Below are 17,612 nucleotides of genomic sequence, written 5' to 3' on the forward strand. Positions count from 1 at the left end.
GCTAGGATATCAAGTCAGGTTAATAGTTGATAAATCTTATATGGTAATAGTCGAGCCAATTTTTGCGATGTGGCGGAATGCTTTTTGTGAGTTTTATTGTCCGCTGCTACTGCCATTCTCTCCATTGCCTCACAATATCTTCTAGTTCCCCAGCAAACGAATCAGTTGCATAAAGATCAAAGTTATTAATCATCTCGCTTTTTTCTAAGGGAGACTCAGCTTGAAATATAGATTCATCTAAGTTAAAAAGCGATAATTGGCGAGACTCGTCATCCGATGGATTCTGGTGTAGCGATGTTTGCTGGCTGACAAAATCGCCCATTCGTTCGCAACCCTTAGCAAAACGGCGCAAAGTAGTTGCGATCGCCTCAGAACTATTATCAATTCCTATCCATCTCCTCCCAAACTCCGAAGCCACACTCAAAGTCGTACCAGAACCAGCAAAGCAATCGAGCACTAAATCATCAGGATTTGATGAAGCTCGAATAATTCGACTAAGTAAATCGCGGTTTTTCTCAGTTGGATAACCTGTAATTTTAATATTCTGATTGTGAGCATCGCGAAACTCTAGCCAAATATCTTGTACGGGAATCCCGCTACTGCTATCCAAATATATCTTGCGACGGGGATTTCCTGTTGCAGACCAATATATTTCCCCTCTAGCATCCATTTCATCTAGTGTTTGAGGTGGAAATTGCCAATGCTTTCCCGGTGGCGGATTCATCCCTCGCCAAGACTTTCCAGTTTCGCCATTTCGCACTCCAGGCGCATGAATCGGAACCTTTTTATATCGCCGTCCAGTTTCCTTTTCAATGTATTCATATTCTTTGTTGGCGCGCTTATCTGTCCATTCTTCAACAGGACGATTCCAGACATAAGTATCTGATTTACTATAAAACAGGATAAAATCTGAAACATTGCCGTAAGTCTTTTTTGTGTAGTTCTTTGGATTACATTTTTTGCGAGTAATCCAATTTCTAAAATTGCGTTGACCAAAAATTTCATCCATAATCACCTTGATATAAAATGCCATTTTATCATCAAGATGGACATATATTGAGCCGTCATCAGCTAATAACTCTCTCAATAGTATCAACCTCTGACGAATAAATTCAATATAGCTGTTACCTGCTAATAAGTCAGAATAAGCATCAGTCTGAGATCGCGATTTAAATATAGTTTTCGTTGCAAAAGGCGGATCTATGTAAATTAATTTTACTTTACCTTGAACAGAGTTATCTTGAAGTAAATTTGCTAAAATGGGCAAGTTATCACCATAGTATATACGGTTTTCATCCAGCCCACTTGGCTGTTCATTGTTAGCCCACAATTTTACACATTTAGCTTTCTTAGTGCCTAAAACTTCACTAGCAGGCTGTTTTCCCGGATATAAAAAACACGCATCCAAGCTATTGTTTAATTTACTTTCATTAAGATTGGATGTAGCTTGATCTTTCGATTGTTTTTTTGAAATACCAGTAGCCATTCTCACTCCTATTTTTAAGAACGCAGCCATTCCACTGTAATTCGGTCTGGAACCATACGCAGTGTCAATACCATAATCTGATCTGGCCAACTATTTTCAATATCTGCGTAGTCATCCCACATTGAACCGAGTAAAAGACCAGGCCCATCATTCAAAAAAATTACCTTAGTTCTTAAATTGTGATTTTGTGCGTAACTGAGGATTTCATCAGCACAGCTACGATAACCGCCTGTTCGATCGTCTTCTTGTGCACCACCTCTATCTGAATCATATCGTGCTAATCCTATTGCCAGCAATTCATTTTCATTAATATCGTAGATTGCAAAATCAACTGGGCGTTTCGGGTTGGAATAGTTTGCGAAGACATTTCCCATCAGGATATCTTTTCCGGCTCGCTCTGGCCCTCGGATTGCCAAGTATGGAAAATGTAAGCGGAATAAGGAAAAAAACCTTTCAGTTAGGTCGTATCCTTTGTTGCCACGACTTTTGTATTCCCACAACAAAGCGGACATTGCCTCGTCAGGAATAGGACGAGTCATGTATGCAGCTTGAACTTCTTGAACAGACCTAAAACGAGATCCAAACTGATTGCAAATATCCGCTGTCTTTTTTTTCCTTCTGAGCATTTCAACTGGAATCTCAGGGCTAACATACTTGCGAAACACCCTGAGAAGTTGAACTCGCATCCATGTGCTAGGAACCTCAGAAATCTGTATAAATAGGCGCACTGATGATTCAGAAGTCCTGAGTAATTGCCCAAACATTACTAAAACTGGTTCGTAAAGTTGGCAAGCCTCTTGTAAGATATCTGGATAGTATTCTCCTGTCATCAAAGTTATCCAGTTGTGTCCATCTGCTTTGTAGTCTACAAAAGAGTTGCGTCTTCCCGATATCATATTACTCACCCTTCATCTCACAATTAACTCCTTCATAAATTTCGCTTGAATTTGAAACTCGATCGCACGATCGAGCATCAAAACTAATCTAACATTATACCTAAAAAAAGCGGCTCTGCTTGCCGCAGAACCGCCGTCACAGAGGATGAAAAATCAAAACTTAACGCACAGCGCCCTGTACTGAAGGTGATTCAATTGTTTTCATGAAGTACAGCTTCAACAACTGCCAGCCGTTCGACAAGTACAAAGGCAATTTTTGGAAGAATTGCAAGAATTTCGGAGTATTAGAAGCAACAATTGCTGTCAACTGCTGATTGTTCTTGAGGCAAATATCCAGCCGTTCATAAAATTCTGGATTGTTCACGTCCAGCATGACGGGGAATACGCGGCCTGCTGTTTCGTTGGTCTTTTTGATGACTTCGATGTCGTATTCGCGAGCATCTAGACCGAGCGATCGATAAAAACCCGCACGCTGGATATCATTGAGATACATTGTCGCGAACACCGACAGCAAGAAGAAACGGCACCACAGCTTAGCGCGCCAATCGTTCAACATCTGAGGCTGAGCTCTCATCACCGCATCGAAGAAATCTCCGTGGCGGTTTTCATCCTGGCACCAATTTTCAAAGAATCGGAAAATCGGATAAATCTGGTCTTCAGGATGGGCTTTTAAGTGCTGGTAAATCGTGATGTAGCGCCAATAACCAATCTTTTCAGACAAGTAAGTCGCGTAGAAAATAAACTTCGGCTTAAAGAATGTGTAACTGCGGCTCTTTGTCAAGAAACCCAAATCCAGGGACAAATTAAAGTCGGACAGCGCTTTGTTGAGGAATCCGGCGTGCCGCGCTTCGTCGCGGGACATCAGGTTGAAACCCTCGGCGAGCACTGGATTTTTGTCTTTGAGCCTGCGTCCCAATTCTTTGTAAAGCAAGAACCCAGAAAACTCAGCGGTGCATGAACGTTCTAGAAACTCAATGAACAACTGGCGTTTTTCGCCGTCAATGTGATCCCAAGATTGAGCGAACTCCTCATCCCGCACGAAGTGGTTTTTGTTGTAGTCAACGCGGAACTCTTGGATAATTGCTTCTAGTTCGGCTTCGTTTACCGAGATGTCCATTTTGGCCATCTCGTCAAAATCTGTTGTGTAAAATCTCGGCGTGAGAATAGTTTCTTTGGCTGGGGCTTTCACTCCCGGCCGCAGTTCTTCAAAAGTGGGTTTTTTGAGGGAATCTACCATATGTTTATTGGATTTCTGCTTATAACTACTCGCTTGTTTCCATTGTCGGGTACTGCGGGCGATCGCGCTCGTGTATGTCCGGCCAGCGCTGGCGGCGCGCTTGCTTTGGCGCTCCGTGTGGAATCCAGGTCTAAGCTGCTGTAATTTCCACGCCCTCCAGTTTACCAAGCTCTCGCCCGCGAAAATATGTTGCTGGCGTTAAGAATTGCTACGCAAAATTACTCATGGGCATGGGCATGGGGCATGGGGCATGGGGCCTAGGGCATGGGGAATTGGGGAATTGGTAGTAAATAACCAATAACTTCGGACTATGCACAAATATCTGCTGGTGTCAAACTGTTCAAACACCAGATAGAAAGTACAAAATGGATAAAAGGACTCCAATTCTTAGAATAACCAGGCAGGACGGTCAGAAAATGAGCAATTTAGGTGTTAGTTACCTTTTATGGGCAGCTTGTTTTTTCGGCCCCTTCGGACTCCACCGCCTCTACAACGGCAAGATTGGTACGGGTTTGCTGTGGCTGTTTACCTTTGGTTTGTTTGGGTTTGGGCAATTGTTTGACTTGCTGCTGCTGCCGAACATGGTGGACGAACACAATGCCAGTCTCAGGGGCAAACTCGGCGTATCTCGCGAAGGTATACCGCTATATCCCAGCAACGGGGCGATCGCCGCGACATATTCCAAGCAAACTCCAGATCAGTTAGGGGTTAAACTCCTGAAGGCAGCTTATACCAAGAACGGAAGATTATCTGTCACCCAAGGGGTGATGGCAACCGGCGCTACTTTTGCCGAAGTGGAAGAGGCTTTCACGGCACTGCTCAAAACGGATTATGTGAGTATCGAGAACGATGCAGTAACTGGCGTCGTGATCTACCACTTTCACGAACTTTAGCTGCTGCGGGTGCGTGATCTAGGGGATTTTGTCTATTTTTCCAGAAGCTAATCGCTGACGCACCTTACTACTTGATATTGGTTGGTGAGCAGTTATTGCCGTTTTTTGAGTAAGCATTGCCGACAAAATCGGCTAGAATGTTTGTTTGTCTATATAAGCAGAAAGTATTTAGCGTCATGGCAGTCCCTAAGAAGAAAACCTCCAAATCCAAGAAGAATATGCGTAAGGCCACATGGAAGCGCAAAGCTGTCGTGGCAGCTCAGAAAGCTCTGTCTCTGGGCAAATCTGTTCTGACTGGACGTTCCAACAGCTTCGTGTATCCCGGCAATGAAGAAGAGGAGGAAGAATAGAAACGGCATACCGGGCATGGGGCGAACCCGATGCCCGATCGATCAATCCTTTTTTGCTGCTGGTAAAATCAGCATGGCATCGCCAAAGGAATAAAAGCGGTACTGATGCTCGATCGCTTCTCGGTACAAATCCAACAGCCGAGGCCTTCCAATCATCGCACTCACCATCATCATCAAAGTAGAGCGGGGCAAGTGAAAATTGGTAATCATCCCCTCTACAACCCGCCACTTGTAACCAGGGTAGATAAACAAATCGGTCGGGCCACAAAAAGGTTGCAAGGAAAAATCGCCACTCGCGGCGGCGGCTCCCTCTAAAGCTCGGACTGCTGTGGTACCCACGGCAATGATCCGCCCGCCTCTGGCTTTAGTTTCCCGGATTTTCTCAACGGTGGCGGCGGGTACTTCCACCCATTCGCCGTGCATTTTGTGAGCCGTCACGTCTGCCACCTCCACCGGGCGAAACGTCCCTACTCCGACGTGTAAGGTGACAAAAGTTTTTTCGATTCCCCGCTGTTCCAAGCGGCTGAACAATTCTTCGGTGAAGTGCAGGCCTGCTGTGGGGGCAGCCACCGCCCCAAGCCGATCGGCATAAACAGTCTGGTACTGTTCCGCTGAAGCTTGGGAATGGTCGATGTAGGGCGGCAAGGGTACGTGGCCGTATTCGTCCAAAAACTTCACCAGATTCTCATCTGTGGGGATGTCAAACTCCAACAGCCGTCCTCCTGTTGCGTCGTCCCTCTCTATAACTGTTGCAGTCAATCGACGACGATCGGGGATCGTGGCATCGGTTCGGCAACAGCAAGGAGCTGTGGTAGAGTTCTCATCGGCAGGGGCGATGGGATCAAACTCAATTTGCGATCCCAACTTTAAGCGTTTCCCCGGTTTAACCAAAGCCAGCCAACAGTTGTGCTGCCGTTCTTCCATCAATAATATCTCCACAGCCGGGCCGTTGGGTTTGTGCCCGTAGAGCCTCGCTGGCAGCACGCGGGTGTTGTTCAGTACCAGCAAGTCGCCCGGTTGCAGCAAATCGGGTAAATCCCTAAAAATCCGGTGTTGGTGGCTGTTGGGAGAATCTACAGCCAGCAAGCGAGAACTGTCCCTCGGCACTACGGGATTTTGGGCAATGCGCGAGGGCGGAAGTTCGTAGTCGTAGCCGTCCAAAGACCAGTCCATCTCTGTCATCAAGTGAATTCCTGTGCGATCGATCTGTCAACTGGGTAACAAATTGGGTAAAAACCCCCATTCAAAGTCGGGTGCTTTTCCCCTTGTGGTGGCGGGTAGAGTCCGCGACGATAGAGGTATAGCATCAGCTTTGCTCATAAGGCTCATAAGGATCGTTATGGAATACCTCTACTACATCGCCAATACTAGCCTTACTCTGAGAGTCGTGGATTACCTACGCACGGCTCATCATCTTCCCTTGCAATTTATCACTGTTATTCACCAAATTGACGGCTGGGTGGTAAAGGTGAAAATGAGCCAATACTTAACTCCCGAAATGCACGGGGATTTTCGGGCTTTTATGAACGAACTCGGGATTCCTTACGATCCTGAAATTCGCTTGCAAATGGCGCTTTGGAGTTTGGAAACCGGACAGTCGCCACTGAGCGTGATGCGCCGCTACCAGGTGGCCGTGGTTTGTCACGGCAGCCCTGACCGCAAAGAAATTGAAGCGTTTCGCCAGCAGTTTGTCAAGGGTCTGGGATATTGCCCGGAAACTCTGGCCTAGATTGCTACGCATATACATTAACTGTGATGACAGAACAGGAGAGGGAGAGAAGGGGAAAGCGGGAGAAGATTTAACGCTTTTTTCAGCTCCGTTAAAGCTCAAGAGAGAACTGCGCGACAGCCTAGGCAAGTTAACAATTAAAAATGACCTAGGGGCATTGGTTTGAGATTTTACCCTCTAAATTTTAATTATTATATATTTTTAAATGCTAAAAGCCGATCGAATGTATTCTTGCAGGGTGAGTCGGTAGTTACCTGCAACGGCGGATTGAGAGTTCGCTGCTGTTAATGGTGGTAAGATTTGCTTAGTGTTTTGTTGTGAAGGTTCGCACCTGACTAAAGCGACATCAAAGCGACAATAATTATTGGCTAAATCTGGATGGGTGCTTAAAAATATTTCGGCTGTTTGCCAAAGTTTGGCTTGTTTTGTGGTATTAATAGCCAACATTCCACCCGCATCCCAATTTCCCCGGCGGCGAGTTTTCACCTCTACAAATGCTAATGTTTGGGATGTGTGATTGGGAAGACTTCGGTTTTTTGCGCTTTCTTCATCTCTTCCGAGTGCGATGATGTCAATCTCTCCCCAGCGACAGTGCCACTGCCGGTGCAGGATTTCCCAACCTTGCTGCTGCAACCACTCGGCGACTAAGTTTTCTCCCAATGTGCCGATATCCCTAGAGTTTGGGGATTGGGGGGAATTGGAGTCAGCGGTGGCAAGCGGGCGATTCCCTACGGGATAGCTACGCTTGACGCGCTTTCTGGTAGAATTCAATTCAGAACTGTCACGACTGCTCATTAGCTTGAACTTGTATGATGATTTCTCGAATTCGCCAACATATTTATACTTTCTTGCTGAGTTTTGTTATTTTAGCAGTAATTGCCGCTGGGGCGATCGGCATTAATCCCGCACCGGCTTTCGCTTTGGATCACGACAAAGAAATCCTAGTCGGGGCTGATTTTACTGGTCAAGTTCTGACTGACGACAGTTTTAATAAAGCCAATCTTCGCAACAGCAATTTTACTAATGCAGATTTGCGGGGCGTCAGCTTTTTTGCGGCCAATATGGAAGAAGCAAATTTAGAAGGCGCTAATTTCACGGGTGCTACTTTAGATTTAGCTCGCATGATGAAAGCAAATTTAACTAATGCTATCCTTGAGGGTGCTTTTGCTTACAATACCAGACTCGAAGGAGCTATTATTGACGGTGCTGATTTTACAGAGACACTGCTGCGAGACGATATGATAGAAAAACTTTGTAAAGTGGCAAAAGGTACTAATCCCGTGACGGGTAGAGATACTCGCGAAACTCTTTTTTGCGATTATTAAAAGGGTCGTTGAATAAAGTAATAAAGTCCTTAGTACAAACGGGTTCTTAGTAGGGACTTTATTCCTTATATCAGTTTAAAAAAATGTAACCGCACGCAAGCTTCAAACCCAGGGCTGTTTCATTCTCTTGTAGGGGCAATCCGACCCCTACTCCCCGTGGTTGCCCCGATATCTGAAACCCCTACCCGCTCGTCTATGGGCTGGGCGGGCACGGGGCACCGCCCCTACAAAACCCTGCTTTTCGGTAGGGGCAATCCGACCCCTACTCCCCGTGGTTGCCCCGAAACAGCCCTAGCTTCCCACCTATATCGAACGAGTCATCTCCAATCTCCAATCTCCAATCTAAAATCTAAAATCTAAAATCTAAAAGGGTATTAGCCCCAAGGCACGGATGTTAAATCGTAAAAATTAACTTGACGCAGCCGCTCTAATTCCTTGAGCCATTCTTGTTCGGCACAGAATAGTTGGTGATATTCTATAGCCTCTTCGCCACTGCTAGCGGCCTTGGCTTTTTCCCACATATTGAGTGCAATCCGGCGGCGCTTCATGCTGATAATTTGCTCGATACAGGCGAGGGCAGATCTAATGACTAGAGGTGCGCGATAAACATTTCTTTCTGAGAACTCATTTAAGTGAAATAAATGCGAGATTTGATTGAGTTGATTCGGATATTCAATGAAGCTATCTTGCAATTTCAATATTAACTCTGAAGGCGCTACTTGTAAAGACATTTTGTGCAATATTTCTGCATTCACAATCTGGTGCCACAAAAATCTGTGGTGAGAAAGGCTAAACTGCACGTCTCTAGCTTCTATTGCTTCTATGACATCTTGGCGATATTCGGGACAGTGCAAATAAATCTGCAATAATTGCGCTTCTGCTTCTTCTAAAAGACTGCGGGCTACGGCTGATAAGCTAGATTTTGAGCTTTTGTTTTCGCCGCTTGCACGCTGCTTTTTATATTGTTTGTTCGGCTTCAGCTTGTTTCTAATTAACAGGGGCATTGTCAAAGATTCGTCTTGACTCTGCCGCTTTGCCCAATCGCTGACTACTTGATTGAGCAAGTTTTCAGCAATCATTTTTGTGAGTCTAAAATCTCCTTTGCTGAGAATTTCGGCACACTTCTGCAGGTAATGTGCTAGCTGATTGTCGTCAGTGATATTGGTTAATAAATTAATTATTTTTTTTGTGACTTGCTGGGAAGTATCGGCTTGCTTCAAATCTTGATTGACTAGCATTTGTTGCAGTTGCCAGTCGAGCCACAACGGAGCATTTTCGAGCAATTCTCGATATTGTTCTGGGGAGTATGTTTTGAGGTATTCGTCGGCATCTTTGCCGTCGGGAATGTTGAGCACCCGCAGTTGCACTTCTCCTTGATAAGCGAGTTTTTCTATTTCTCCAATAGCGCGTTCTGCTGCTTGAGTTCCTGCTTTGTCGGCGTCGAAGTTGAGGATAATTTGTTTGGAGTCAGTGTACCGCAATAACTGCCGTACTTGGTTTAAACTTAAGGCTGTGCCGAGGGAAGCGACGGCGTTGGAGATGCCGGCGGCCTGAAGTGCGATCGCATCAAAGTATCCCTCTACAACCACTGCGCGATCGGCTTTGCTAATGGCTGTTTTTGCTGTATCTAAGGCGAATAAAGTTTTGCCTTTATCGAAGAGTTCTGTTTCGGGAGAATTGAGGTATTTCGGCTGTTCGTCGCCGAGAGCTCTGCCGCCGAAACCGATGACTCTGCCTTGGGTATCGCGAATGGGAATCATAATGCGATTGCGGAAGCGATCGTAATAACCGCTGCCGCCATTTTTTCGGGGTACAATTAATCCAGCTTGTTCTACTAATTGCGCGGGATAGTTTTTCTGTTCTACTAAATAACTGTAAAGTGCTTCCCAACCTTGGGGTGCATAACCTAATTGAAATTGTTGGATAGTTTCTTCGCTTAGCTGGCGTTCTGATTTGAGATAAGCTAAGGGTTCTTCTCCTTGGGTTTGCCGCAAAGCGTGTTCGTAAAAGTTGGCTGTTAGTGCTGAGATTTCATAGAGTTGTTCCCGCAGGGAAATTTGCCGCTGCAATTCTTGTCGGTGTTCCGGTTCGACAGTTTTGACGGGGACTTGATAATTTTTAGCTAATTCTAATACTACTTCGCTGAAAGGGCGTTTCTCCAATTCCATGAGAAACTTAAAAGCATTGCCCCCTGCACCGCAGCCGAAACAATAATACATTTGTTTGCCGGGACTGACAGTAAAGCTGGGAGATTTTTCGTCGTGAAAGGGACACAAACCTACGAATTCTTTCCCGCGTTTCCGCAAGACGACGCGACCGGAAATAACGTCTACTATGTCTGCTCTTTGTTTGACTTCTTCGATTGTTTCTGGATGCAGGCGGGGAACTTGCATAGGGCTATTTTAGGCAAATTGAAAGTGTTGGAGAAGGAAAGCACTACACGGATGAGGACACGGATACACGGATGAATTATCTACTCTGAGTGATTTCTCATGAGATTCAAAATCCCAGCCTCCTTAAAAAGGTGAAATAATCAGTGTCAAAGTCAACCCCTACTCCCCTTTTTAAGGGGGATTTAGGGGGATCTCCGGGGATAGAAAACACGCCCTAGGGCATAACTTTATTGTAAGATATTTATACTAACTGTAAGGAGCATCGAAATTAATGCGAATTTTAATGATGGGCGGTACTCGGTTTATTGGGGTTTATCTTACTAAGATTTTAGCAGCACAAGGGCATGAAGTGGTGTTGTTTAACCGGGGCAACAAGCCTGTACCGGTTGCGGGCGTAAAACAGATTCAGGGCGATCGCACAAATGTCGAACAACTAAAAGAAAAGTTATCGACGGTCGAGTTTGACGCGGTTTTTGACAACAACGGCCGCGAACTCAGCGATACAAAGCCTTTAGCTGAAATATTTAAAGGGCGGGTGCAGCACTTTGTTTACATGAGCTCTGCGGGGGTTTATTTGAAGTCGGATCAAATGCCTCATATTGAAGGGGACGCTACTGATCCTAAAAGCCGGCATTTGGGTAAATGCGAAACCGAAAATTACTTGGCCGAGTCCGGTTTGCCTTGGACTTCGATTCGCCCGACTTACATTTACGGCCCCCAAAATTATAACGATTTAGAGGCTTGGTTTTTCGATCGCATTGTGCGCGATCGACCAATTCCGATTCCCGGTAACGGAATGCACTTCACGCAGTTGGGGCACTGTCAGGATTTGGCTAAAGCAATGGCGGCGGTTTTGGGCAACGAAAGGGCGATCGGGCAAATTTACAACGTTTCGGGCGATCGATTTGTCACCTTTGACGGTTTAGCCCGCGCCTGCATTCAAGCGGCAGGCAAATCCCCTGATGCTATTAAGATTGTACACTACGATCCGAAACAATTTGACTTCGGCAAAAAGAAAGCTTTTCCGATGAGATTGCAGCACTTTTTCGCTTCAGTTAATAAAGCTGTCACCGAGCTTAACTGGCAGCCGGAATTTGACTTAGTTTCTGGCTTAAAAGATTCTTTTCAGAATGATTATGTAGTTTCGGGGCGGGGCAAAGCTGAGATAGATTTTTCAGTTGATGACGAGATTTTGAAAGCCGTTTGAAGTTAAGTTATAGTGGGAGCATCTTAATGTCCGAAAAAATCTAGAACCCCACCCTAACCCTCCCCTTAGTAAGGGGAGGGAACAAGAAAGAAAGCCAACAGACTGTGACCGTAAAGTTCGCACAGCGACCTTACATCGCACCCAAAAATAGCTACTTAGAGGGGATAGCAAAACTCAACAACGACACCTCTGTTGTAATTATTGAAAAGTTCTAAATCGGGAGGCATTAGACGAGCTAGCTTTGTACAATACAGGAAAAACAGATGGAACTAAATTAATGATTGAAGAACTCACAAGGGATTTCACCCTAAAATTGATTTTATTGAAATTCAAACTCCCCAGTTGCGGTTCGACCCATTAAAAAATTTAGAGAGGCCATGTTAGAATTTTCAAATGCGGAAGATGTGACCGAAAGCATCTAGGATACAAGCCCCCGGATTCATTCCGAAAGCAGACTCAGGATCCAGAAATAAAAAACCTGTATCCGATGAAACTTGCCGAACGTATTTATCTCGCGCAAGTCAATGCTTCAATTCTTTAATCTAAAATCTAAAATCTAAAATCTAAAATCGATTGACAGCTTGGTGGGAAGCTAATTCTCCAAAAGACTAGGAATATTAGGTAAATCTCATGCTTGGAATAACACTCGGCAATCGCTACAGCATTATCCGTCACTTGGGAGGCGGCGGATTTGCTCAAACTTATTTAGCTGAAGATAAGCAGCTACCAGGCAATCACCTCTGCGTCGTCAAGCAGCTTAAACCTCACGCAACCGATCCCGAAACTCTACAGGTAGCAAGACGTTTATTCGATACGGAAGCACAAGTTTTGTACAAGTTGGGAAATCACGATCGCATTCCCCGACTTTTTGCTTACTTTGAAGAAAATCAAGAATTTTACCTAGTTCAAGAATTTATAGAAGGCCACGATTTAAGTCAAGAAATTATACCCCCCCAAACCCCCCCTTACCAAGGGGGGGCTGGACTTGGCTCCCCCCCTTATCAAGGGGGGGCTGGACTTGGCTCCCCCCCTTACCAAGGGGGGGCTGGACTTGGCTCCCCCCCTTACCAAGGGGGGGCTGAGGGGGGTTCCTCTTACCAAGGAGGAACTGCGGGAGTCATGCAGGAAGATGCCGTGATTTGTATATTGCAGGAACTTCTCGAAATTTTAGACTTTGTACACCAGCAAAATGTGATTCACCGCGATGTCAATCCCCGCAATATCCTCCGCAGAGATAGAGACGGAAAATTAGTTTTAATTGACTTCGGCGCAGTCAAAGAAATTACTACTCAAATCACCAATCCTCAGCCCAAGAATAGCTTGAGTGTCAGCATCGGTACTCCCGGTTATATGCCCAGCGAACAAGCTCACGGCAACCCGAAACTCAGCAGCGATATCTATGCCGTCGGTGCGATCGCAATTCAGTTCCTCACTGGCATAAATCCTCACCAAATGCCAAAAAATACCGAGACAGAGGAAATAATTTGGCAGGACAAAACATCAGTCAGTCCTGAATTTGCGACTATTTTAGATAAGATGGTAAAGTACGATTTTCGGCAACGTTATTCTAGTGCCGGCGAAACGCTGCAAGCTATTAAAGAATTGAAAAATTCTTTCAGCGGTACAGTTCCTGTATTGCCTCCGGTGGCTGCTGCGAAGATGCCGCTCAAATCTCGAAAAAAACTGTATTTAAAAATATTGTCGATCGCCAGTTTAATTGGCATCAGTATTATAGCATCAATTTATGGTGTAAACACTTTTAATTCTGCCAATGCAACTGATTTATACAACCGAGGCAATACTCTTTACAATTTAAGCCGATTTGAAGAAGCTCTAGCAGCGTATGAGCGAGCAATAAATCTCAGGCCGGACTACGCGGAAGTTTGGCAGGAAAAAGCCAAAACTTTGTACGAATTGAAAAAATACGAAGAATCGCAATCAGCTTACGATCGAGCCATAGAATTAAAGCCGGAATACTTAGAAGCTTGGACGGGGCGGGGTTATGCTTTGGATAAATTGCAGCAGTCTCAAGAGGCGATCGCATCTTTTGATAACGCTTTGAAAATCCAGCCCGACTATGCCGCAGCGTGGGAAGGCAGAGGCGATGTTCTCTTAGATTCGCAGCGGTACGAAGAAGCGATCGTCTCCTACGAAAAAGCTGTACAATTTCAGCCCAATTTGTACGGTGCTTGGTACAATCGGGGACAAGCTTACCAAAAATTAAAACAGTACGATCGAGCCGTAGAATCCTATCAAAAAGCAGTTGAAATCAAATTCGATAATTATGAAGCTTGGTACAATTTAGGCAATGTCTTCCTAGAATTAAACAAAAACCAAGAAGCTTTTGAAGCCTACGAAAAAGCCGTGCGGTTTCAGCCCAATTTTTATCAAGGGTGGTACAGTAAAGGCATCGCTTTGCTGAAAATGCGCCGACATGAAGAAGCGGTAGAAGCTTACGAAAAAGCTGTCAAATTAAAACCTGATTATTATCAAGCATGGTACAATTTAGGTTGGTCATATCACGAATTACGCAGGTACGAACAAGCAATTGAGTGTTACAGCAGAGCCTTAGATTTAAACCCGAAAGAATATCAAGCGTGGTACAATAGAGGCAATGCTCAGTCCAATTTAAAGCGGTACGAAGATGCGCTAGTCTCTTACAATGAAGCCGTCTATGTCAAGCCTGACTACTCGGAAGCCTGGTACAGCCGCGGCAATGCGCTTGTGGCGGTAAAAAGATACGAAGATGCGATCGCCTCCTATGACAAAGCAATTCGCTACAAACCCGATTACGGAGCGGCAATGGAAGCAAAAAAGCGGGCAGAAAGTCAGCTAGGAAGCAGCCCGCTAGAATCCGAACAACAACAATAATTGTTATTAGTTCCCTTAAGCGGACTTTGTTTGAAAAGAAGCAATTAGAATTGCCAAGTTTTATCTTTTAGCGAACAGCAGGAGCAATTACGGTAACTCGGCGGCTGTCTACTAACATCGGCCAAAAACCTCGATCGCTCAATGTTTTTACTGCTGCAGTAGCGGCGTTTTGATCCGTTGTATAAGCGACGAATAAAAAGGGACGCTGACCGTAGGAAGCTAAGCCTACTTGTGTGCCTAATGCTTGCCTGACTTGGCCTGCTAATTCCGGTTGGTTGAAGTAATCGACTAACACTGCATAACCAGGGCCGAGGGGTTGGGGATTGAAGGCAAGATTGCCCGTTGAAGGATTGGTGATTGGTTCAAAACCTGGTGCTGGCTGAGGGTTGTAGACTGGCAAATTTTGGGGTAGTGCCACTGCGGGCGATCGTACTACGTAAGCTTGCAATCCGACAACATCTTCGATGTATTTAACCCAATCGCCCGCGATTTGCGAGTCGCGAAAGCCACCAACTCGCGTCACCGTGTCATTGATGTACCGACAAACTGTGTTGTTAGTATTTCCAGGGAAAGAGCGTTTTGCTCTTTCTTGCTGTTCGGGTGTTGGGGTGACAATTAACAGTAGATATTCATCGGACTGGGGCGGTTGGCAGCTCGACTCAGCTTTAACAGAACTCGATAAAATTGTCAATACCGAAAGGGCTAGCGAAGTAGCAGAAAATAGGGGGAGAGACAAAATAAATTTGTACAATTTACCCCTAATTGTTGTTAGTTGTTTTGTCGGATATTTTGCTCTTTTATTCATGCTGTCTGTAGGGATGCAAGGGCATCAGGAATAGTTGGTGATGGTGCTTCAAATTCCCCTGTCAGTACATATTCTAATCGCAGTTTCAACCAGGTGATGAAGACAGGATCGATGGAAATAATGGCGGCGGCTGGCTGAGGGCATTTTGCTTTAACTTCTGCCATTGTCGGTGCTTCTAGGAAAGCGGGCTGTTTGACCAACCAGAAGTCTATTTGTTTTTCTTGTTCGTTGTAGTTGCGAGTTCTTTCTTTAAACACTTCATCTAGGGCTTCTTCTTCTAGCAAAAAGCGTTGGCTGGCTAAAACGTAGTAGTAGGTTTGCATTTTTCTCGGTTGTTAGGGGTTGACGGTTAGCGGTTAATGCCGCCTGTACTGGCCAGTTTTGCTGGTCAGGGGCGGGTTTGCCGAGTTGCGGCAGTTGGAGAGTTCTAGACTCTTGTGCCGTTTACTTTACCTTATTTGCTGTCATCTTGGGTAGATGCAGAGCAAGTCGCCTCAGAAAAATCTTTGGTGGTGAGAGTTGGGGGAGTTGTGAGAGTTGCGAGAGTTGCTGGTTGTTTGGGGATTTGGGCGATTATTTTTCGGGCTGGTGATTTTCGGGGAAATTTAGGCCACAATAGGAAATTAGATGGAATTGCAGGTTGAATAATTACCAATTATTGAGGCAATCTGGGGGCTGTTAAACCTGATTGGGAGTGGTTTGCATAACAGGAAAACACTTCGGACAGTTTTTAATTGGGAACCCTGAAAAAAGGCTTTCAGGGCGATCGAGCGATCGAGCTGCCTGCGTGAAAATCAACGGTTTGTGACTACTACCTAAAAAGTGTCGTGACTATTGTATTAAAAATGTAAAATGTGTGGATTGATTTGCTCTGACCCAAATAGCGATCGCCCCGCTGTCACTTCCCCCATCCCACCAAAAGCGATCGCCCTCCGCCCCTGCTCAAATAAGCTCAACAAATCAGCTAAATTTGTTGCCCACGTATTGCAGCCAAAGGCTAAACTAATCTAAGTTTTACCATAAAATTTTCTCCCCGTTCATGAACATCGCTTATTTAGTCAACCAATATCCCAAAGTCAGCCACAGCTTTGTCCGCAGAGAAGTGCTAGCCGTTGAAAAATGCGGCATGAAAGTCGCACGTTTTTCGATCCGATCCTGCGAGTCAGAACTCGTTGATGAGGCCGACAAACTAGAGCAAGAATCAACTAAAGTAATCTTAGGAGTTGGTGTACAGGGGTTAGCGTGGGGTTTGCTGCGCGTTGCCACAACTAGACCAATTCGATTCATCGAAGCTGTGCGGTTAATGTTCAAAGTTGGCTGGCACTCGGAACGGGGGATTTTGCTGCATCTAGCTTATTTAGCAGAAGCTTGCATTCTTTTAAATTGGTTTGCAGAATCCGGTACAGCACACGTTCACGCTCACTTCGGGACAAATTCCACAACAGTCGCTATGCTGTGCCACGTGCTGGGCGGCCCGACTTACAGTTTCACTGTTCACGGCCCTGAAGAATTTGATAAAGCCACACTTCTTTCCTTAGACGAAAAAATTAAACGATCGACCTTTGTAGCAGCAGTTAGTTCCTTCGGTAAAAGTCAGCTTTTTCGGTGGTGCGATCGCACTTTTTGGTCAAAAATTCACGTCATACACTGCGGCGTAGATGCTGCATTTTTAACTGCACCCTACGTCCCCATACCCGCAGCACCCCGCTTAGCTTGCATTGGCCGGCTCAGCGAACAAAAAGGTCATTTATTATTGCTAGAAGCTGCTAGCAAGTTAGCAGTTCAAGGCTTAGAGTTTAAGTTGGTACTCGTAGGAGACGGGCCGCTGCGATCGGATATTGAACAGCAGATTCAGCAACTTGGTTTGCAAAACCATATAGAAATTACCGGTTGGGCCAGTGGCGATCGAGTTCAGCAAGAGATTTTAGCTTCACGGGCAATGGTATTGCCTAGTTTTGCTGAAGGTTTGCCCGTCGTAATTATGGAAGCCCTCGCTCTCAATCGGCCCGTAATTAGCACCTATGTTGCTGGCATCCCGGAACTCGTAGAACCCGGTGTTTGCGGTTGGTTAGTTCCTCCCGGTTCCGCAGAAGCATTAGCCGTAGCGATGCGCGCGGTATTGGAAGCACCTTTAGAAAAGCTAGAACAAATGGGGAAAACAGGAGCAGAACGGGTTGCTCAACAACACAATGTTGATTTAGAGGCAAAAAAATTAGTGGCGCTGTTTGAGAGTGCTTGAGAATGGTGCAAAACCTATGGATTAACTGACATCTTGCACCATTATTAATAAGTCTTTCAAGGGCGGGATCTCCTGCCCAACCCCTACTCCCCACAGGAAAATTAATTGTTTGTGGAACAGGCATCTTGCCTGTTCCTTGAATTAAGCTGTAATTCTTTATTGTTTGTGGAACAGGCATCTT

16 protein-coding genes are annotated in these 17,612 nt (G+C 45.3%); 8 read left to right on the forward strand and 8 right to left on the reverse strand.

Features of this window, described 5'->3' with window-relative positions; all coding sequences use genetic code 11:
• Positions 1–106 precede the first annotated feature (106 nt).
• From QUB20_RS03080 to acsF, 3 genes are all read right to left on the reverse strand, one after another.
• Positions 107–1,486 carry a site-specific DNA-methyltransferase gene (locus QUB20_RS03080; RefSeq protein WP_333278176.1) on the reverse strand — a complete coding sequence of 460 codons (1,380 nt, stop codon included), beginning with the start codon at positions 1,484–1,486 and terminating at the stop codon, positions 107–109.
• 14 nt (positions 1,487–1,500) lie between these two features.
• A complete protein-coding gene (locus QUB20_RS03085) occupies positions 1,501–2,382 on the reverse strand; it encodes a hypothetical protein (RefSeq protein WP_333233623.1) in 882 nt (293 codons plus the stop codon).
• Positions 2,383–2,542: 160 nt separating this feature from the next.
• Complete coding sequence (acsF, locus tag QUB20_RS03090; RefSeq protein ID WP_333057206.1) at positions 2,543–3,619, reverse strand: magnesium-protoporphyrin IX monomethyl ester (oxidative) cyclase; 1,077 nt, start codon at positions 3,617–3,619, stop codon at positions 2,543–2,545.
• Positions 3,620–4,035: 416 nt separating this feature from the next.
• Here acsF and QUB20_RS03095 point away from each other — a divergent pair, with 416 nt between their 5' ends.
• Complete coding sequence (locus QUB20_RS03095; RefSeq protein WP_333057184.1) at positions 4,036–4,512, forward strand: TM2 domain-containing protein; 477 nt, start codon at positions 4,036–4,038, stop codon at positions 4,510–4,512.
• 176 nt (positions 4,513–4,688) lie between these two features.
• A complete protein-coding gene (gene rpmF, locus QUB20_RS03100) occupies positions 4,689–4,862 on the forward strand; it encodes a 50S ribosomal protein L32 (protein ID WP_006632406.1) in 174 nt (57 codons plus the stop codon).
• A 42-nt stretch (positions 4,863–4,904) separates the two neighbouring features.
• On the opposite strand, the gene queA is transcribed toward rpmF, so the two are convergent.
• On the reverse strand, positions 4,905–6,044 hold the full coding sequence (gene queA, locus QUB20_RS03105) for a tRNA preQ1(34) S-adenosylmethionine ribosyltransferase-isomerase QueA (protein ID WP_333244598.1): 1,140 nt from the start codon (positions 6,042–6,044) through the stop codon (positions 4,905–4,907).
• Between the two features lie 157 nt (positions 6,045–6,201).
• On the opposite strand from queA, the gene QUB20_RS03110 reads away from it, so the two are divergent.
• A complete protein-coding gene (locus QUB20_RS03110; protein WP_006632408.1) occupies positions 6,202–6,591 on the forward strand; it encodes a hypothetical protein in 390 nt (129 codons plus the stop codon).
• 201 nt (positions 6,592–6,792) lie between these two features.
• Here QUB20_RS03110 and QUB20_RS03115 read toward each other — a convergent pair whose 3' ends face one another.
• Positions 6,793–7,386: a YraN family protein gene (locus tag QUB20_RS03115; protein ID WP_333207659.1), complete on the reverse strand. Its 594-nt coding sequence runs from the start codon at positions 7,384–7,386 to the stop codon at positions 6,793–6,795.
• 14 nt (positions 7,387–7,400) lie between these two features.
• Here QUB20_RS03115 and QUB20_RS03120 point away from each other — a divergent pair, with 14 nt between their 5' ends.
• Positions 7,401–7,916, forward strand: a complete 516-nt coding sequence (locus QUB20_RS03120; protein ID WP_333042425.1) for a pentapeptide repeat-containing protein — start codon at positions 7,401–7,403, stop codon at positions 7,914–7,916.
• 374 nt (positions 7,917–8,290) lie between these two features.
• Here QUB20_RS03120 and dnaG read toward each other — a convergent pair whose 3' ends face one another.
• Positions 8,291–10,309, reverse strand: coding sequence for a DNA primase (gene dnaG / locus QUB20_RS03125; RefSeq protein ID WP_333244601.1), 2,019 nt, complete (start codon positions 10,307–10,309; stop codon positions 8,291–8,293).
• Between the two features lie 271 nt (positions 10,310–10,580).
• Here dnaG and QUB20_RS03130 point away from each other — a divergent pair, with 271 nt between their 5' ends.
• Both QUB20_RS03130 and QUB20_RS03135 read left to right on the forward strand, forming a co-directional pair.
• Entirely contained in the window at positions 10,581–11,516 is a 936-nt protein-coding gene (locus QUB20_RS03130) for an NAD-dependent epimerase/dehydratase family protein (RefSeq protein WP_333244604.1), read from the forward strand.
• Positions 11,517–12,146: 630 nt separating this feature from the next.
• Positions 12,147–14,387 carry a tetratricopeptide repeat protein gene (locus QUB20_RS03135; protein ID WP_333244606.1) on the forward strand — a complete coding sequence of 747 codons (2,241 nt, stop codon included), beginning with the start codon at positions 12,147–12,149 and terminating at the stop codon, positions 14,385–14,387.
• A gap of 67 nt (positions 14,388–14,454) precedes the next feature.
• Here the strand turns inward: QUB20_RS03135 and QUB20_RS03140 are convergent, their stop codons facing one another.
• On the reverse strand, positions 14,455–15,192 hold the full coding sequence (locus QUB20_RS03140) for a hypothetical protein (protein WP_333244609.1): 738 nt from the start codon (positions 15,190–15,192) through the stop codon (positions 14,455–14,457).
• Complete coding sequence (locus QUB20_RS03145) at positions 15,189–15,515, reverse strand: MgPME-cyclase complex family protein (protein ID WP_333244612.1); 327 nt, start codon at positions 15,513–15,515, stop codon at positions 15,189–15,191. The genes QUB20_RS03140 and QUB20_RS03145 overlap by 4 nt, the downstream gene beginning before the upstream one ends.
• Before the next feature lie 114 nt (positions 15,516–15,629).
• On the opposite strand from QUB20_RS03145, the gene QUB20_RS03150 reads away from it, so the two are divergent.
• Both QUB20_RS03150 and QUB20_RS03155 read left to right on the forward strand, forming a co-directional pair.
• Complete coding sequence (locus tag QUB20_RS03150; protein ID WP_333244617.1) at positions 15,630–15,836, forward strand: hypothetical protein; 207 nt, start codon at positions 15,630–15,632, stop codon at positions 15,834–15,836.
• 395 nt (positions 15,837–16,231) lie between these two features.
• Entirely contained in the window at positions 16,232–17,431 is a 1,200-nt protein-coding gene (locus QUB20_RS03155) for a glycosyltransferase (RefSeq protein WP_333244620.1), read from the forward strand.
• The last annotated feature ends 181 nt before the right edge of the window (positions 17,432–17,612 follow it).

It is taken from the genome of Microcoleus sp. B4-C2 (genome assembly GCF_036705265.1).
Taxonomy (GTDB): Bacteria; Cyanobacteriota; Cyanobacteriia; order Cyanobacteriales; family Microcoleaceae; genus Microcoleus.